This window comes from Drouetiella sp., from assembly GCF_059504425.1.
On the sequence record NZ_JCACIN010000053.1, the window covers coordinates 218,094 to 236,181 of the forward strand.

Consider the following 18,088-nt stretch of genomic DNA (forward strand, 5'->3'; position numbering starts at 1 on the left):
GATGAGTGGATGAGTGGATGAGTGGATGAGTGGATGAGTGGATGAGTGGATGAGTGGATGAGTTTTACCCTCTCTATCCACCCGCCTACCCATCTTCCCATCCACCCATCTCCCCATCTCCCCTTATTCCTTCAACAGATTGCTGGCGCGAATCAGCTCTACGGCATCTCGTCCGTCGGGTTCTTGGAGGTAAACCTTGACTTTCTCGTCCTTGGAGGTGGGGAGCTTTTTGCCTGTAAAGTCTGGGTGAATCGGCACTTCTCGGTGCCCGCGATCGACTAAAACCGCCAGCCGAATCACTTCCGGTCTGCCATATTCGCTGACGGCATTCAATGCCGCTCGGATCGTCCGCCCCTTAAAGATGACATCATCCACCAAGATCACGGTTTTGCCAGATAAATCAAAGGGCATATCTGTTTTTTCGGGCGTTCGCAAGTTGATCTTGTCTAAGTCGTCGCGGTAAAAGGTAATGTCTAACGATCCGATCGCCACCTGCTTTTGCTCCAGGATTTCAATCTGCCGCGCCAGCATTTCCGCCAGAGGCACCCCTCTTGTGTAGATACCGACCAGCACCAGATTTGAGAGATCTCCCGATCGCTCAACAATTTGGGAAGCAAGACGGTTTAAGGTACGACGAATCTCATCAGCAGAGAGAATTTCAACCAGTTTGGGTGGCATAGGTCTGGCGTAGGCTAGAGTGCGCGTAGCTCTCATTATCTCCTAGCTTGTTTAATAGATTCTGTTTGTGGGAATTGTGAATCTATCTGCCAAATCTAGTGAATCTCTTTAAAGCGATCGCCCACCCGTTTAGGCATTCTCTTGAGGCTGGGAAAGTAGACGTTATGCTGGAGAGCAGCAGCCCACTCATCATTATTTTCAAGCGCTATTGAACCATGAGTCACTCCGCAGAGATGAACCTTGCTCCTGAGCTACAGGGACTATCAGAGCGTGAGGTCGAACAACAGCGATCGGCGGGTCACGGCAACAATGCCCTGCTGCAAACGGGTCGCTCCTATAGCCAAATCTTTCAAGAGAATTTATTCACGTTTATCAACGGCATTTTCCTAACTATCAGCTTGGTCATGTTCAAGCTAGGGCGGGCAGGCGATGCCGTGCTAGTGGTGATCGTCATTTTTGGCGGCGTGCTGGTCAACATCTACCAGGAGATTTGGGCGAAACGGCAGCTCGATCGCATTGCTCTGCTCAGCCGTCCGAAAGCCACAGTAATCCGTGAGGGTATCCAGCGCAACATTGACCCCAGCGACATTGTCCGGGGCGATATTCTGGTGGCGCAACCGGGCGACCAAATCCTGGTAGATGGCTCGGTCGTGGGTAGTGGGCGCATGGAGGTGGATGAATCTCTGCTGACGGGTGAATCCGATCACATTCCCAAGCAGTCGGGCATTCCCGTTTTTTCGGGCAGCTTTTGCGTCAGCGGCACGGCGTACTACGAAGCCGAAAAAGTGGGCAGCGAAACCGTTGCCTACAAGCTGGTTGCGGGAGCTAGAGCCTATCGGCGATCGCTCACTCCCCTCCAGGTGGAGATTAATCTAGTGATTCGCGTCTTCATGCTGATCGCCTGTTTTTTATGGACGCTGGTGGGCATCAGCTTTCTCAGCAGCTCCTATCCACCCAACGAGATCGCCCAACGGGCTGCCGTTGTTGCCGGACTGGTGCCCGCCGGACTGCTGATCGCCATCACGCTTTCCTATGGGCTGGGGGCAGTGCGGATGCTAGGGCAGGATGTGCTGATTCAGCAGGCAAACGCCGTCGAATCTCTTAGCAATGTCGATACGCTTTGCCTCGACAAAACTGGGACGCTGACCACCAACAATATTTTGCTGCATGAGGTGTTGCCCATTGGCATCAGCGAGGCAGAACTGCGATCGCTTCTGGGAGACTTTGCAGCAAATGCCACGGCAGGCAACCGCACCAGTCAGGCGATCGCCCAAGTTTGCCCCGGACAAATATTAGCTCCCAAGGCTGAAGTTCCCTTCTCATCAGCCCGCAAATGGAGTGCTTTAGCCTTCGATCAGGGCGATCGGCGGGGGGTGTATGTTCTCGGTGCCCCAGAAATGCTGACTGCCAACATTTTGCTAGATGCTGAACTGAAGGACTACATTCAGGCGGGGACTGAGCAAGGGCTGCGAGTGGTGCTGTTTGCTTACAGTCCCAATCCCCTAGCCATTCAGGATAGTGAAGCGCCCTATCTGCCGATTGACCTGGTGCCGCTGGGCATCCTGCGCTTCAGCGACGAGCTGCGCCCAGAAGCCTACGAGACGCTACAAGGTTTTGCCCAGGCAAGCATCGAAGTCAAAATTATCTCTGGCGACAATCCGCAGACGGTGGCAGCTCTTGCTAAACAGGCAGGATTAGCGGAGGCGCGGCTGGTTTCGGGAATGCAGCTAGCAGAAATGGACGAGGCGCAGTTTGCCCAAGCGGCGATCGCCTACACGGTCTTTGGTCGGATTACGCCTGAGCAGAAAGCGCAGCTAGTGTCGGTACTTCGTAAGTCAGGGCGCTATATTGCCATGATTGGCGATGGGGTGAATGATGTGCTGTCGCTGAAGCAGGCTAATTTGGCGATCGCCATGGAAAGCGGCAGTAAAGCAGCCAGAGGAGTCGCAGATATTGTCTTGCTCAAGGATTCTTTTGGGGCATTGCCCAAAGCTTTTCTAGAAGGGCAGCGGATTCGTAACGGCATTCAGGATGTGCTGAAGCTGTTCTTGGTGCGAACCATCTGCGTGACGCTGCTCATTTTTGCCACGGCGATCGTCACCGACAATTTTCCGCTCCAGAATAAGCAAAGCGCGATCGTTGCCCTGATTGGCGTAGGCTTTCCCACCATGTGCATCCCCATCTGGGCAAAGCCGGGGGTGATGCCGCGCCGGACGATGCTGCGATCGATGCTGCATTTCATTATTCCCACGACTCTGTCGCTGACGGTTGTGTCGCTGCTGGTCTATCTGTTTTATCTGGTGGTTGCCGTGCTGGAGCTGCCACCCGGACTCGACCCAGCCCAAATTGATCACGCTATCCCCCGTAGCGCCCTAGTGACCATTCTGGTTATGGGTGAGCTGCTGTTAATTCCTTTTTTGAAGCCGCCCACGACCGCCTGGGTAGGTGGCGAACCCCTGAGCGGCGACTGGCGCTATACGATCGTCTCTCTGGTTTTACTAGGAGTCTATTTATTGATCGTCTCGGTTCCACCCCTGCGCCGCTTCTTCGAGCTGTATCCTCTAGGAACCGTGAACTATTTCTTTATCGGGCTGGTGGCACTGGAGTGGTGTCTGATTCAGCGATTTCTCTGGCGATCGCGCTTCCTCGATCGGTTCTTGGGTGTGGATTTGAGTTAGACATAAAGATACTGAGCCTAAAGTCAGCTATTTGGGTCAGAACCATGCCTTTCCACGCCACTACTTGAGTATTACGTATCACAAAAATCTGAGAGGCTAATCTGTATACTGCACTTGGTATACATCCAAAATTTTATACAGTGTAGCTGTCGCCAGTTTGCTTAGGACATTTTGGGTGGGGCGCTTCGCGCCCCACCCAAAATGTCCCCGTCCTAACCGCCTTAGCGGTTGCTATATGCGCAGTTGATGGTAGTCCCCCCTTGCCGTTAAGAGGAAGTTAGCTTTTGAGCCTGTCTTCACAACCTATCCGTCGCAGTAAATCGCTGCATGAACAAACCTATCAAGCTCTGCGAACCAATATCTTGTCTGGGAGACTTGCTCCCGGCGATCGCCTAGTTGAAACTCACCTAGCTCAGGCGCTACAGGTTAGCCGGACTCCCATCCGTGAAGCTATGCGGCAGCTCCAGCGGGAGGGCTTGATTATCGGCGATGCCCAGGAAGGATTGCGCGTTACCTCTATTTCTGTGATAGACACTAAGCATCTATATGACTGCCGAATGGGGCTAGAGCAGGTTTCCATCTTGGGCGCTTGTCAATATGCCAGCGCTGAGGAGCTGCACATGATCGAACGTTATGTACTGCAAGCCGAGAAACTGATGCAACGTCCTGATTCAGAGCTAAACAGTTTTCAGCTTTTAGACTTGGATTATCAATTTCATCATGCGATCGCCGTCAGTTCAGGAAACCCATGGCTAGTAACGCTGCTGGATCAGGTGTTCGATAAAATGACGTTACTCAGGGCACAGACAACCCGCCAAAATCCAAAGGTTTTAGAAATCCGGGTAGAACATCGACAAATTTATCAGGCGATTGCCGACCGTGATGTTGAGGCTGCTGCTGCTGCTATGCAAAGACATTTAATGACCAGCAAAGTAAGAGTTGTTCAAGAAGTCGAACATTTCTATCAAGTTGAATAAGCTATCAAACAAAACCAGCCTTCAGCAAAATCTACAGCTAAAAAATATGTCTGGCAAACTTACCACTCACGTACTTGACACCTCTCACGGATGTCCTGGATCTGGAATTGCGATCGCTCTTGCTTTAATCAATTCATCAGGTGAAAAAAACCTGCTCAAAACGGTCTATACCAATGCTGATGGGCGCACCGATGCCCCCCTACTCTCTGAAAACGAACTGAAACCGGGAATCTATGAACTGACGTTCAGCGTGGGAGAATACTTTGCCCGACAATGGGCTGGACAGACTGAGGGCTTGCCTGATCCTCCGTTTCTCGATCGCATTCCTCTACAGTTCGGCATTGCCGATATCACCGTCCATTACCACGTTCCGCTCTTGGTTTCTCCCTGGTCATACAGTACCTATCGCGGCAGCTAAAGACTCGCTGAACTCCAATCTCTTCCTGCTTGGCTTACCGCTTTCTGTTAGCAGCGTTCTGAGTTGCGAATATCGGCTCTGCTGATTTTAGGGATAATTTTTGTAGGAGAGAGGCACTTTGCGCTTTTCTCCCACAAAAATTATCCCCGATTAAGCAATACAGAAGATATGGCGCTATGCGCTTAAATCCAGTGAGTTATTTTTTGAGAGCCGCGCTCCGCGCGGCTCTCAAAAAATAACTCGTCCTAACTCAATTACGTAATGCCATGCAAGTGTTAACGAATGTAACGATATTGCCGTCATAGCGTCTTGCTGTCTTGACAGCTTCCCAGCATAGGCACTATTCTTTCATTCATACCCGGGTATTAACCATGTAGTCGTTATGCAAGACAAGCAAAAAGTTACTCTTTATCTCACTCCAGATTTACACCGTCAACTCAAAATTCGCTCGGCGGTGGAGTTAGAACCTATGTCTGCAATCGCCGAACGTGCGATCGAGTTTTACCTGACTCATTCAGACGTGGTGGATGAGATTGAAACGTTCCATGGGCAGTCTCACCGGATTTACAGCTGTCCTGAGTGCGTGAGTTCTTTAGTATTGCGTGATGGCGAGATGATTGCTCTAAGGGAGCAGTCAGGGCTTCTACCCAGTGTTGATTCGTCTCTCGTAGAGGTTCACAGTCATGTTGACATCGGTCAGCAAGGCGAGGAAGAGCTGGTTCCTTGTTAGGCACCATTTAGCAAGGTTAGGTTGTTCACAGTTTGGGGTGTTGAGTGATACGTTTCGCAGTTTAGCCACGCAGCGTCTGCACCGTCTCTAGGTAGGTCTGTCATGAAAGAAGAGCTTAGTGTTCTAGTTCAGGCTCAATATCCTTTGATATATCTTGTTACATCCGAGGAGGAGCGGGCTGAGCAGACGATCGCAGCAATTGCTCAGATGAAGCCTGTAAGAAAGGTTTTCATCTGGACAGTCACCCACGGAATTGTTGAGTATGGGCAGCCACGAAACGTCACTCAGCACAACACAGTTTCACCAGAAGCTGCTGTGGAGTGGGTTATTCGACAGCGTGAGCCAGGGCTTTTTGTCTTCAAAGACATGCACCCTTTTATTGACTCACCTGCGGTTACTCGGTGGTTGAGAGATGCGATCGCTAGTTTCAAAGAAACGAACAAAACGATCATTCTTATGTCTCCTGTTCAAAGTATTCCTATTGAGCTAGAGAAAGAGGTTGCCGTTCTGGACTATCCCTTGCCGGATCTGTCTGAGTTGAACCAGGTGCTGACTCAGCAGTTGGAGCAGACTCGCAACCGACGACCCACGACTGAAACGAGGGAGAAGCTTTTGAAGGCGGCTCTAGGTCTTACGAAAGACGAAGCTGAGAAAGTCTATCGCAAGGCACAGGTCACAACGGGGCGTTTAACGGAAGCTGAAGTAGACATCGTTCTCTCTGAAAAGAAGCAACTCATCCGACGCAATGGCATTCTTGAATACATTGAAGAAGATGAGACTCTAGATGCCGTAGGGGGGCTAGAGGAGCTGAAGCACTGGCTGAGACAGCGATCGAATGCCTTTACCGAGCGGGCGAGGGAATACGGATTGCCTCAGCCAAAGGGAATGCTGATTCTGGGCGTACCTGGGTGCGGTAAGTCATTAATTGCCAAAACCACTTCTCGTCTGTGGGGGTTGCCTCTTCTCCGGCTAGACATGGGCAGGGTTTACGACGGCTCTATGGTGGGGCGATCGGAGGCTAATCTACGGAATGCGCTGAAAACGGCTGAATCTATTTCTCCAGTGATTTTATTCATTGATGAAATTGATAAAGCGTTTGCGGGCAGCACGGGTTCAGCCGACTCTGACGGCGGTACTTCTAGCCGCATCTTTGGTTCCTTCTTGACCTGGATGCAGGAAAAGTCATCTCCTGTCTTCGTGATGGCAACTGCCAACCGAGTTGAGCGTCTGCCTGGAGAGTTTCTCAGAAAAGGTCGATTCGACGAGATATTTTTCGTTGATTTACCTACGCCAGACGAGCGCAAGGAGATTTTCAAAATTCACATTTCTAAGCGCCACCGTGAACTGGAGCGCTTTGATATCGACCAACTGGTCAAAGTTTGTGAAGGTTTTTCGGGAGCGGAGATTGAGCAGGCACTAATTGCCGCAATGTACGAAGCATTTGCCCAGGAGCGAGAGTTCACCCAACTGGACATTATTGCCGCAATGCGTGCCACCATGCCGCTTTCCAAAACCATGAGTGAGCAGGTCACAGCCCTGAGAGATTGGGCAAGACAGCGAGCAAGACCTGCCGCCGCCTCTGTCGCTGAGTATCAGCGGATGGAGTTCTAAAAGCTTTCTCCCCTGCTCCCAACAGGGGGAAAGGCTAGCCTAGGGCTAGCAGTTTGACACAGCCGTATTCGTTGGCATTCCAACCGCTGAACCGTGCGGCACTACCTACTCTGATACCGTTGTTGTTTTTCTCAACTTCTCTACTGGAGGAAATCCCAAATGTCTCACTTTAGCACTCTGCGTACCAAGATCACCGACGCTGAAATCCTGAAGTCTTCACTTCGCGATCTGGGCATCTCTGTTAAGACCGAAGCAGATGTTCGTGGCTACAACGGTCAGCGCGTTCGCTCTGACATCGTCGCTATTCTTGAAGGCGAATATGACTTGGGCTGGTCTCGCAATGCTGACGGTTCTTTCGACTTGATCGCTGACCTCTGGGGCGTTGCTAAAAAGCATAACCAGACTGAGTTGATCAACTCTATCAACCAGAAGTATGCTGTCAACAAGACCTTGGCTGAAGTGAAGCGCCCCGGCTTGCAAAATGCTAACGTTCAGTTGGTTCTGCAAAACTAGTCCCTTCTAGCGTTCCCAAATCGGCGAGCTGATCCAACTAGGGATCAGCTCGCTTTTTGATGCTTACAACTTAGCTTTTCTACTTCAGTCAAAGCATGAGGCTTAAATCCAGCAGTCCTGACTAATGCGATGTGCAACTCTTCTCCTAAAGCTCTTGATCTACGTGGGACAGGCATCTTGCCCGTCCGAATCTGGGCAGGCAAAATGTCCATCCTACAAGACTTTCAAACCAAGTTGCTATGAAGCTCACATCGGGGAGTTCGCGCCCGCAGGGCGCGAACTCCCCCAACAAAGTCCGAAAAAAGCCCGCCGCAGGCGGGCTTTTTTCAGGCTTTGCTTTAAAGTGAGAATCGCTGGCTTAAGTTAGTTTAGTAAGTAATTTCAGCCTCTAACTTTTAGGTAATCTGGGCGATATCGCAAACTTTCTAATTCATGCGCTTTTCCAGGTACTGCCCGATCATCTGCTGTTCGCCCGATCGAGTAATGATAGTTTGTCGGGTGCGGTACTGCTGCCCAATCAACTTCAGTTCCTCCTCAAACGTTGAACCTTTATACTCTGTGCGCAGACAGAGCGTTTCTGGATGAGTAAAGTAAAACTGCGCTGTAACGGGATCTGGAGTTGCAAAGCCGCGATCGCGGTACAAGATATCTGACTTTGCACCAAACAATGTAGAACCCTGAGACTGTTTTTTACCGGAAACCGAGTCAGCGCTGTCCCAAATGACCTCTGCGCCACAGGTCATGATCGTTTCATCCTCCAGCTTGTGCATTCGAGCTAGCGATCGCAGCTCTTCACAGCCGTGCATCAGAAACCGAATAGAAATCAAGCTCACTATTTCTTTCGTATCTCCGTTGGGCAGAGTGTAGTAGCGACGATCAGAATGCCACTTTCCCTGCGATCGCTGAAAGAACTCCGCGATCAGAGCATCGCTTGCTGCTTGATAAGCAGTCTCAAGGGTTGGGACAGACTGACTGGGGTGAACAGACTGGATGGGCAGGGTCATCGACTACTCCTCTAAATAGGTTTGAGAGCAACATCATAAAATGCGATCGACGTTCTAAGTCTGTTACTATTCTTAATATGGGTTGCCCTAAGGCTACCATATTCCACCTGAATACAGTCAGAATCTATCTTACGGAGCAGATAGCCTAGCAGAGCTGTAACTCCGGTTCTCTCAGCTGACTATAGTGCGTGATTCTGCAAATATTCTTTGACTCTTACTAAAAGCTGTCGCGCTTGACCAAACGTGATTTTTTGAGTGGCATCGTCAAAGGTCACCCAGGCAAAAGCCTGAATTTCTTGTTCTTGACAGGTCACAGCTAAGGTTTGCACAAAGGCAGGAAAGTAAGTGACCGTCTTTTCAATCGTTTGTCCTTCGCGGCTAAAGCTGTACTTTTCGGTGAAAGAAATTGCATCTATAACTTCGTAGGTCTTAATGCCTGTCTCTTCCTCAAATTCCCGACAGGCGGTCACGATCGCCGTCTCCCCTGGCTCAGCGTGTCCTTTAGGAAATCCCCAATGTCCTGCCCAATGCTGAATGAGTAGAAAGCGATCGCCCTCTGGCTGCCGCCAGATTGGCACAATTCCGAAGGCTTCATCTTTTTTCTTCATGCTCAAATTGCCAAACCGTTCGTTTACCCAACTGAGCATTGCTAATCTTTAGAATAATTTTTTGTTGGAAAGGAGTGCAGAGTGCCTCTCTTCCAGCAAAAAATTATCCCCCTTGTTAAGCAATGCTCCTAACTGCTTGTGTAAGCTCTTCAACTATTCGCCAAAATTTGCTGGATTTCTGATACGGGCTGTACCGCTAATTCAAGTTGTTCAGCTGATTTAGAGCTGATTTGGAGAAACAGCATAAAATAGTCGAGGAGACACTAAATTTTATACCAACTTTCTTGTTCAAGACTCTCCTTGAATTTATTGCCTAGCTACTTTCCCTACTCTCGCAGTCTGCTTCATGACTTTTATTACGCCTGAACAGTCCACACCCCAGCTTGATCAGCCCGTTAAAGCAGCTCAGCCGATCAAAGCAACTCAGCCTATTCCATATTCTCGCTTTACGGTAGAAAGAGCGGAACGCGCGTTACGTTGCACTCCTTTTAAGCTGCCGTTGTTTATTGCCATGCAGCATCAAAGCGTAGAGCTAAAAGCGATCGCTGCAAAGGCTGGTTTACAAAACGGCTACACCGATCGCCCTGTGATTGAGCTTGCGGCTGAGAGTGATTTGTTATGGTTGATTCAAGTAGGTTTATTGCGGCGAGAGGTCGATGGACAAGGTTTGACCGATAGCTTTCGGCTAACGCCCTTAGGACATCAGCTTCTAGAGCGGTGGCAGCTCCGGGGTCAGATGCACTCTCGACCCTCCTTAAGCGATCGTCTCCAGAATGCCTTGAGTCGGTGGGCACGGTTGCCTAGCTGGGTGCAATTCTAGACAGCTTTTTGTGACAAACGTGGCGAATATGGCGATCGCTCTGGAACCTTCATCTCACCGTATCCAGAAGCGGTTGCTCTGCTTAAGATATTATCCCCCCCTAGCCCTCGGAGATTTTCATTGATGAAAGCCATCATGGTTGTCGGAACTACGTCCCATGCTGGGAAGTCGCTGGTTACAACTGCGCTATGCCGCATCTTGAGTCGGCGGGGCTGGCGAGTTGCGCCCTTCAAAGGGCAAAACATGGCGCTCAATTCCTACGTTACCAACTCAGGAGGCGAAATTGGTCATGCTCAGGCGGTACAAGCTTGGGCTGCTGGAATTATTCCTAGCGTTGAAATGAATCCCATTTTGCTAAAGCCTCAAGGAGACATGACTTCTCAGGTAATTCTCAAGGGTCGAGTGGCGGGTCGGGTCAGCGCAGTTGAGTATTACGATCGCTTTTTTGAGGTAGGGTGGCAGGCGATCGAGGAGTCGCTTCAGCGATTGGGAGAAGAGTATGACCTGATCATCTGCGAAGGGGCAGGCAGTCCGGCTGAGATCAACCTGAAGCACCGAGACTTGACGAACATGCGGGTGGCTCGCTACTTGAATGCGCCGACGCTCTTGGTCGTAGACATCGATCGCGGTGGGGCGTTTGCCCACATTATTGGAACGTTGGAGCTGCTTGAACCTGAAGAACGGGCATTAGTGCGCGGCATTATTATCAATAAATTCAGAGGGCAAAAGGCGCTACTGCAATCGGGGATTGATTGGGTGCAGGAGCGCACCGGAATTCCAGTGGTGGGTGTCATTCCTATGCTGGATCAGGTGTTTCCGGCAGAGGATTCGCTGTCGTTGACCGATCGCGTTCCAGGTAACGTCAACAGCGACTTGACGATCGCAGTGATTCGTCTACCTCGCATTTCCAATTTCACAGACTTTGACCCGCTGGAGTCTGAGCCAACGGTGAGCGTTAAATATGTCAGCATTAAAGACACGCTGGGCTATCCAGATGCCGTGATTTTGCCCGGTTCTAAGACGACGATCGCCGATTTGGTGGCAATGCAGCGCACAGGCATGGCGGAAGCCATCCAAAACTATGCGGCAGCAGGTGGCACTGTGCTGGGCATTTGCGGTGGGTACCAGATGATGGGCAAGCTATTAGCCGATCCAGAGGGTTTGGAAGGGCAGGAAGGGCGGTACAAAGGGCTGGGTCTTTTGCCGCTAAAAACTGTGATCACCGGGCAGAAGGTGGCGCGGCAGCGGCTCGTTACCTCCAACTTTCCCCAGGTAGGTTTGCCTGTGGCGGGCTATGAAATCCATCAAGGACGTAGCCATCTGGTGGATGCTGAGGCAGAGAGCGGTGGAACTCCGGGCTATAAAGCGCTGTTCGACGATGCCAATATTGGCGTCGTCGATATCACCCAGTCAATTTGGGGCACCTACCTCCATGGGCTGTTTGATAACGGACCTTGGAGAAGGGCATGGCTGAATCGATTGCGACAGCAGCGCGGCTTGAAGTCTTTGCCAACTGGCATTTCCAACTACCGTGAACAACGAGAGACGATGCTAGACGAGTTAGCTGATGCGGTAGGCAGCCATCTAGATCTGTCTCCCATTTTGCAACAGCTGGGTCAATAGCTGGATCAAGAGCTGGGTCAATAGCTGGGTCAACAGATTCTTTTGAGAGTTTTCATGATGAGCGTTAAGGTGCATTTTCTACCGGACAATGTGACTGTGACGGCAGAGGTGGGAGAGCCGCTGTTGCAGGTTGCCGATCGCGCAGGTCTCTCTATCCCGACGGGCTGCATGATGGGGTCTTGCCATGCCTGCGAAGTTGAGCTAGGGGATGGGAGCAGCCTTTGTGCTTGCATTAGCGCCATTCCAGCAGGGCAAAATCCGCTGGTTGTTAATCTTTATGTTGATCCCACCTGGTAGGCTCATGGGAGAAAGCAGCCTCGTCCATGAGTCACGTGTTGCACTGGAAGATCATCAGGTGGCGATCGCCCTAGGCAGCAACATTGGCGACTCTTTTGCCATTCTAGAATCAGCGCTCAAGACTTTAGCTGATTTTCCAGGCATTGTGCTTTTAGCAAAGTCTCCTTTTTATTTAACGGTGGCGATCGGGCCGCCTCAACCCGATATTCTCAATGCTTGCGCCCTCTTAACCACGACGCTATCGCCAGGAGAACTTTTGGATGTGCTGCTTAAGGTTGAAACTCAGTTTGGACGGGTACGGCAAGAGTGCTGGGGGGCACGTTCCCTAGATCTAGATTTGTTGTTGTTTGATGACCTGATCATTCGGCAGCCCCATCTGCAAATTCCCCACCCGCGCATGGGCGATCGCGCTTTCGTCTTAGCCCCCCTTGCCGATATCGCGGCAGATTGGGTAGAGCCGATTTCAGGAAAATCGATCGCAGATCTCTTGAAGCAGGTAGACTGTTCTGAAATCAAGAAAGTCTGAAATACAAGAATTCTGAAATAAAAGAGTCAGTCACTCAGTCCCTCAATTGTTCTGCGAGCAGATTAGAGCTAATATCTGGTTCTCGTCCTCCTTTATTTGACCTGAAACTATGCCCATTGGTCCCGAACCTCCCCAACTGCTCAAACAAAAGCTGTTCTATCGCGGACGTAAGTTTAGCTTTGAAGTCAACCGTTTGCGCTTACCCAACAAGGCTGAAGGAGATTGGGAATGCGTTCGCCATCCGGGGGGAGCACTGGCAGTGCCCATAGCTGCCGATGGTCGCCTGGTGTTGGTACGGCAGTACCGCTTTGCGGCGCAGGGGCGTTTGCTAGAGTTTCCTGCCGGGATGATAGAACCTGGCGAAGATGCGGCAACTACCGTTCGGCGCGAGATTGAAGAAGAAACGGGCTATCGCGCCCACAGGTGGCAAACGCTGGGTAAGTTCTTCCTGGCTCCGGGCTATTCAGATGAGGTGATTTACGCTTTTCTGGCACTCGATTTGGAAAAACTGGAAACGCCGCCTGAGCAAGATGAGGACGAAGATATCGAGACTGTTTTGATAACTCCTCAAGAGCTAGAGCAGGCGATTCTAGCTGGAGAACCGATCGATTCTAAATCTATTTCCAGCTTTTTTCTGGCGCGCCCCTTCTTGTCTATGCTTTAGACAGGAATTGAATTAACTCCTAGAATTTAGGCTGGAGGCAGTGTCCTCACTAGCCTAAGCTTTAGTTCTGTTTAATTCCTGAATTATGTCCAAGAGTGCTTTAGCCAATTTACTGCGTCGAGCCTACCAAGCGGCTCAAATTTCTCATAAAGCACAAATTCCGATCGCCGAAGTTACAAACCTGAGCGATCGCACTCTCATCACCCGAAGGCAGGTGCTAGGAGGAATTGCCGCGACGGGATTGTTGCCCCGTTTGGGACAGCGCCCAATATTTCCAGTTAATTCCGTTCATTCCGCCAGAGATGCAAAAATCCTGATCGTAGGTGCAGGTATTGCGGGTCTGACGGTTGCCTATCGATTGCGACAGGCGGGTGTTCCAGTAGAGCTGATTGAAGCGAGTCATCGGACGGGCGGACGGCTACGTAGTCTACGCGGTGAATTGGGCGACGTGGTGGAATTGGGGGGCGAGTTTATAGATTCTCGCCACACGGCAGTCCGATCGCTGGCAGCAGAGCTAGGCTTAGAGCTGGCAGATTTGCGATCGGCTGATCTCGGCTTAGAGCCAGAAATTCTTTATTTCCAAGGACGAAAAATTACTCAGGCTCAAGTGGCAGAGGCCTTCTCACCGCTTGCCCAACGTATTGCCCAAGATTTGCGAAGGCTGGGCGATCGAGCGATCACCTATCGCAATCCTAACCCTAACGCCGTGCGGCTCGATCGCCTCTCTTTAGCAGAGTATTTGGCGATCGAGCCGATTGATCCCGTGATCGATCAGCTTGTGCGGGTGGCCTATATGACTGAGTTTGGGCGTGATGCTGAGTCTCAATCTTGTCTCAATATGCTGTTCCTCATTGGCGCTGAAGTCGGTAAATGGAGCACCTACGGCGTGAGCGATGAGCGATATCATGTTGTGGGTGGCAATGAGCAGATTCCCCAACGGTTAGCGGCACTGTTAGAAGGAACAATTGCCACAGGCACCCTACTGGAGTCGATACGGCTCGTGGACAACCGCTACGAGGTTAGCCTCAGACAGGGATCAACCAGCTTCGATCGCACCTACGATCAGGTTATTTTGACGGTGCCCTTTACGACTTTGCGCCAGGTTAATCTGGCAGTTGATTTGCCGTCTGTTAAACAAAAAGCGATCGCTGAGCTGGGCTATGGCACTAGCAGTAAGCTTGCCGTCCCTTATCGGGAGAGGATTTGGCGATCGCGCTATGGCTCTACGATCAGCGTCTATACTGATCTGGACTTTCAGAACACTTGGGAGAGTGCCCGCTACTCGACTCTGCCAGGAGGTTGGGTCACAGATTTGCGGGGCGGACAGGCGGGAATAGCATTGGCAAACGGTTATCCTGAAGATCAGGCGCGGAAGCTGACAGATGACTTAGAGCGAATATTCCCAGGGATTGCTCAGGTAGAGCGGGGTCAGGCAATGCGATCGATTTGGGCTAACGAACCCTATGCACTGGGTTCCTATGCCTGCTATCTGCCTGGACAATGGACTCAAATGGGCGGGGTTGAATCTGAGCGAGTCGGCAATCTTTGGTTTGCTGGAGAACATTGCTCTCTCGGTTCTCAAGGCTATATGAATGGCGCTTGTGAAACGGCTGAGCAAGTCGCCCAAGGCATTCTCAGTCAGTTAGGAAATATTGCGGCATAGGGTAACCCTTTTACAGATCGGGCGGTCTAATGTAGATGCCTTCAATCAATCTTTTAAGCTGTCCCTTGGAAATGAAGATCGATCTCTGGTGTATGGCGCTACGCGCTTAGATCCAATGAGTTATTTTTTGAGAGCCGCGCTCCGCGCGGCTCTCAAAAAATAACTCGCCCTAACTCAATTACGTAGGGCTATACTTACCCACAAAGTAACTTATACGTAGCATAGAGGAAGCGCCAAAAGTCGTAAAATCATTCAGTTTCTCAGCTGTTTTTTGCAAAGGCTGGACAGAATGAATCTCTACAGATTAGACATTTGTGTAAGCTAGTGATGGCACTCAGTGAACGACCTAATCATAGATTACGATCGGACTTAGGATATATGAAATATCAAAATGAGATATCAAAAAATAGTGAGCCTAGCAACTAAAAATTTCATAAGAACGGGCATCCTCATGAAATTTTTTGAGTCCTTAGACCCAACTGGTTTTACATCGCCAAGTGATATTTGATGGGGTTGAGAAGCCGATTAGATTGGGTGGTAAACACCACAGGCCGATCGAAATCCAAGATCCTTCAAGCATCAGAAAAATCTTTGAGACCCTGGAGATGCCTAAATGTAGGTTCTCAAGTTATGCCTAGACTGGCTCTAAAGCTAGAGCTTTGTACGGAAATAGTAAACTTTATACAAAACCAAGCCATTTCTAATGTGATTCGTATCCCACAATCACAAATCCATCTTGCGAAGAATGATGTATTGAAGTAGATTTTATCGGTAGAGAGCTTAATCTGCCAAAACGTTCAGTGGAGGTGGAGTAGAGCCTACTAAATTTCTTAAAAAGCTTCTTAACGTCTCAGCTCTTGGCTACTGGCACGATCGAATTTTTGATCTACTGTAATTTATTTCTACTCAAAAGTGTAGATTAGTCAATTATTTTAAGCGATCAGATTATTGGAGTGGGAATTGCATATGAAATTTTAGAGACTTAGGAAATCTCTAGCTTAGGGCTACTGTCTTATGACTATTCAGCAAGTTTAATTGGGATATGAATACCTAGCGACGTGGAAGTATTGTATACCTTGTCACCTTTAAAATGATGAGAATTGAATGTGCTTCCTACCAAGTCTAACAACGGTTGCATTGCGCAAGGTTAGGGTATTTCACAGAATCAGACTTAGACAAGTTGAGTCAGGTTGGCGATCGCCAGATTTTTGACTGAGCAACTGTTTACTATTTACAGGGCAGCTTACTATTTACAGGGCAGCACAGTGAAGCATCAGTAAAGCATCACAGTGGGTTAGGGGCATCGAATCGTAAAAGATTAAAGTTTGAGCGTGAAATGTGGAAGCGATATAACTTAGAGATAAATTGACGGTATGTTGACGATCGCATCAATTTCTAAGCTGCGAAATGCAAGCGTAGGAACCCTAGTCAGTGCAGGACTGTCAATCAGCTAGGCAGATCGGTCAGGCACAATGTTCGATTATCAGGGATTCTCAGTTTTCGTACTGGTATTTTTAAAGTCAACCAATCTGTTCTTTAACAGGCTGGACTTTTCTACAGGTCTCCCTTACTGCTCATAGAACTATGACCGCACTGAAAAAGCTAGTCGTCCGAGGAATGCTGTGGACAGTATTGGGTTATGGTGCCAGCCAAATTATACGGTTTGGTGCGAATCTCATATTAACCCGTCTGCTGTTCCCAGAATTTTTTGGGTTGATGGCACTCGTCAATATCTTTATTGCTGGACTGACCCTGTTTTCCGATGTAGGCATCGGGATTAGTATCGTTCAAAACAAAAGTGGAGATGAGCCAGACTTTCTCAATACAGCCTGGACTATCCAAGTTATTCGTGGCTTGGGTCTGTGGTTGATTTGTCTGCTTTTTGCTCACCCTGTTGCCATGCTGTATGGAGAACCCCAGCTTATGGCGTTAATTCCGGTTGCCGGATTAGTCACCGTTATTTCTGGGTTTAACTCCACCGCGCTCTACACGCTAGAGCGGCACATAGCTATCAAAGGGCTGACCGTTATGGAACTGTCAACCCAGGCAATTCAAATTGTGGTCATGTTGTGCTGGGCATTTATTACCCCAACCATTTGGGCGCTGGTGGGGGGGAACATTATTTCGGCGCTAGTGAAGCTGATTTGGAGCTATCGGCTGGTTCCCGGAAAGCGTAACTGGTTTATGTTGGACAAACGGGCAACTCACGAAATCTTTTCGCTGGGACGCTGGATCTTCTTTTCCACTGCTCTGATGTTTCTAGCTGAGCAGGTCGATCGCCTCTTGCTAGGCAAAATGTTTTCTCTGCAATTGCTGGGAATTTACTCAGTTGCCCTAATGCTGAGCGACGTGCCTCGCCAAGTCACGATCGCGCTGGGAATGCGGGTGGTGCTGCCAGCGATCGCCAAGCTCACCGATCTTCCTCGCTCGGAACTACGCGCCAAGGCGCTCAAAAGCCGCCGCTACTTGCTATACGCCCTGACCCTGATCATGGTGGTGACCATTGGCTGGGGCGATGTTGCCACCTCTTTCCTGTATGACAAGCGCTATGCGGCAGCAACCTGGATGCTGCCTATTTTGGCGATCGGCATCTGGCCCCGCATTCTCTGTGCCACTATTGAACCTGCGCTCTCGGCTTTGGGTAAGGTGCAGTACATGACTCTAGGCAACCTGTGTCGGCTAATATTCACCGCGACAGGAATTTTGCTAGGCTATTCCCTCTTCGGCAGTTTGGGAGCTGTGATTGCAGTGGCGCTCAACGATTTGGTCTACTACACAGTAGTGAACTATGGACTATGTCGAGAGGGCATCGGCTGTCTCCGACAAGATGCTGAAATGACAGGTCTACTGGTGCTAGGAGTGGGCGGCTTTGCCGTCCTTCGGATAGCTTTAGGCATTCCTTTCCCGGTTCCTGGCATAGTTTGAGGCAAAACTTGAGACTAGAATTCCTGTACTTCTCTCAAATAGCTGAAGGATTTCTTGCGCACTTGAGGAATCTTGTGAAATAATTAGAGATTGTGTCTTATCATTTGCCGATTTAGTGAAATCCTATGGCTAAAGGTGTCCGCATTATCATCACGCTAGAGTGTACTGAGTGTCGAACAAACCCAGACAAGCGATCGCCGGGGGTTTCTCGCTACACCACGACCAAAAACCGTCGCAATACGACAGGGCGCATTGAGCTAAAGAAGTTCTGCACGCACTGTAATAAGCATACGGATCACAAAGAGATCAAATAACGGCGCTGAGTAAAATCGCCGAGTGAAATCAAAGACCTG

The 18,088-nt window shown here is 49.9% G+C and carries 17 protein-coding genes; 14 read left to right on the forward strand and 3 right to left on the reverse strand.

The genetic code is table 11. The features are described 5' to 3' along the window. Positions 1 to 123 precede the first annotated feature (123 nt). Positions 124 to 678, reverse strand: a complete 555-nt coding sequence (pyrR, locus tag AC5JMP_RS14040; RefSeq protein ID WP_495852098.1) for a bifunctional pyr operon transcriptional regulator/uracil phosphoribosyltransferase PyrR — start codon at positions 676 to 678, stop codon at positions 124 to 126. A 215-nt stretch (positions 679 to 893) separates the two neighbouring features. On the opposite strand from pyrR, the gene AC5JMP_RS14045 reads away from it, so the two are divergent. From AC5JMP_RS14045 to AC5JMP_RS14070, 6 genes are all read left to right on the forward strand, one after another. Further along, a complete protein-coding gene (locus AC5JMP_RS14045; RefSeq protein WP_495852099.1) occupies positions 894 to 3,356 on the forward strand; it encodes an HAD-IC family P-type ATPase in 2,463 nt (820 codons plus the stop codon). Between the two features lie 284 nt (positions 3,357 to 3,640). Beyond that, complete coding sequence (locus tag AC5JMP_RS14050; RefSeq protein WP_495852100.1) at positions 3,641 to 4,333, forward strand: GntR family transcriptional regulator; 693 nt, start codon at positions 3,641 to 3,643, stop codon at positions 4,331 to 4,333. 46 nt (positions 4,334 to 4,379) lie between these two features. Next, positions 4,380 to 4,751 (forward strand): hydroxyisourate hydrolase, encoded by a 372-nt coding sequence (uraH, locus tag AC5JMP_RS14055; protein ID WP_495852101.1) that lies wholly within the window; start codon positions 4,380 to 4,382, stop codon positions 4,749 to 4,751. A 382-nt stretch (positions 4,752 to 5,133) separates the two neighbouring features. After that, positions 5,134 to 5,481, forward strand: coding sequence for a slr0373 family blue light stress response protein (locus AC5JMP_RS14060; protein WP_495852102.1), 348 nt, complete (start codon positions 5,134 to 5,136; stop codon positions 5,479 to 5,481). A gap of 102 nt (positions 5,482 to 5,583) precedes the next feature. Continuing rightward, positions 5,584 to 7,092 carry a stress-responsive protein Ycf46 gene (ycf46, locus tag AC5JMP_RS14065; protein ID WP_495852103.1) on the forward strand — a complete coding sequence of 503 codons (1,509 nt, stop codon included), beginning with the start codon at positions 5,584 to 5,586 and terminating at the stop codon, positions 7,090 to 7,092. Positions 7,093 to 7,251: 159 nt separating this feature from the next. Continuing rightward, entirely contained in the window at positions 7,252 to 7,605 is a 354-nt protein-coding gene (locus AC5JMP_RS14070; RefSeq protein WP_495852104.1) for a DUF1257 domain-containing protein, read from the forward strand. Between the two features lie 425 nt (positions 7,606 to 8,030). Here AC5JMP_RS14070 and AC5JMP_RS14075 read toward each other — a convergent pair whose 3' ends face one another. After that, positions 8,031 to 8,609, reverse strand: a complete 579-nt coding sequence (locus AC5JMP_RS14075; RefSeq protein WP_495852105.1) for a phycobiliprotein lyase — start codon at positions 8,607 to 8,609, stop codon at positions 8,031 to 8,033. 179 nt (positions 8,610 to 8,788) lie between these two features. Next, positions 8,789 to 9,256, reverse strand: a complete 468-nt coding sequence (locus AC5JMP_RS14080; protein WP_495852106.1) for a bis(5'-nucleosyl)-tetraphosphatase — start codon at positions 9,254 to 9,256, stop codon at positions 8,789 to 8,791. A gap of 307 nt (positions 9,257 to 9,563) precedes the next feature. On the opposite strand from AC5JMP_RS14080, the gene AC5JMP_RS14085 reads away from it, so the two are divergent. From AC5JMP_RS14085 to rpmG, 8 genes are all read left to right on the forward strand, one after another. Then, entirely contained in the window at positions 9,564 to 10,037 is a 474-nt protein-coding gene (locus tag AC5JMP_RS14085) for an Npun_F0494 family protein (RefSeq protein ID WP_495852107.1), read from the forward strand. Between the two features lie 123 nt (positions 10,038 to 10,160). Beyond that, a complete protein-coding gene (gene cobQ, locus AC5JMP_RS14090; RefSeq protein ID WP_495852108.1) occupies positions 10,161 to 11,660 on the forward strand; it encodes a cobyric acid synthase CobQ in 1,500 nt (499 codons plus the stop codon). 57 nt (positions 11,661 to 11,717) lie between these two features. After that, positions 11,718 to 11,957, forward strand: coding sequence for a 2Fe-2S iron-sulfur cluster-binding protein (locus tag AC5JMP_RS14095; protein WP_495852169.1), 240 nt, complete (start codon positions 11,718 to 11,720; stop codon positions 11,955 to 11,957). Between the two features lie 4 nt (positions 11,958 to 11,961). Next, a complete protein-coding gene (gene folK, locus AC5JMP_RS14100; protein ID WP_495852109.1) occupies positions 11,962 to 12,483 on the forward strand; it encodes a 2-amino-4-hydroxy-6-hydroxymethyldihydropteridine diphosphokinase in 522 nt (173 codons plus the stop codon). Positions 12,484 to 12,592: 109 nt separating this feature from the next. Further along, positions 12,593 to 13,147 (forward strand): NUDIX hydrolase, encoded by a 555-nt coding sequence (locus tag AC5JMP_RS14105; protein ID WP_495852110.1) that lies wholly within the window; start codon positions 12,593 to 12,595, stop codon positions 13,145 to 13,147. 85 nt (positions 13,148 to 13,232) lie between these two features. Next, entirely contained in the window at positions 13,233 to 14,810 is a 1,578-nt protein-coding gene (locus AC5JMP_RS14110; RefSeq protein ID WP_495852111.1) for a flavin monoamine oxidase family protein, read from the forward strand. Positions 14,811 to 16,394: 1,584 nt separating this feature from the next. Beyond that, a complete protein-coding gene (locus AC5JMP_RS14115) occupies positions 16,395 to 17,735 on the forward strand; it encodes an oligosaccharide flippase family protein (RefSeq protein WP_495852112.1) in 1,341 nt (446 codons plus the stop codon). A gap of 125 nt (positions 17,736 to 17,860) precedes the next feature. Then, positions 17,861 to 18,049, forward strand: a complete 189-nt coding sequence (rpmG, locus tag AC5JMP_RS14120; protein WP_495852113.1) for a 50S ribosomal protein L33 — start codon at positions 17,861 to 17,863, stop codon at positions 18,047 to 18,049. The last annotated feature ends 39 nt before the right edge of the window (positions 18,050 to 18,088 follow it).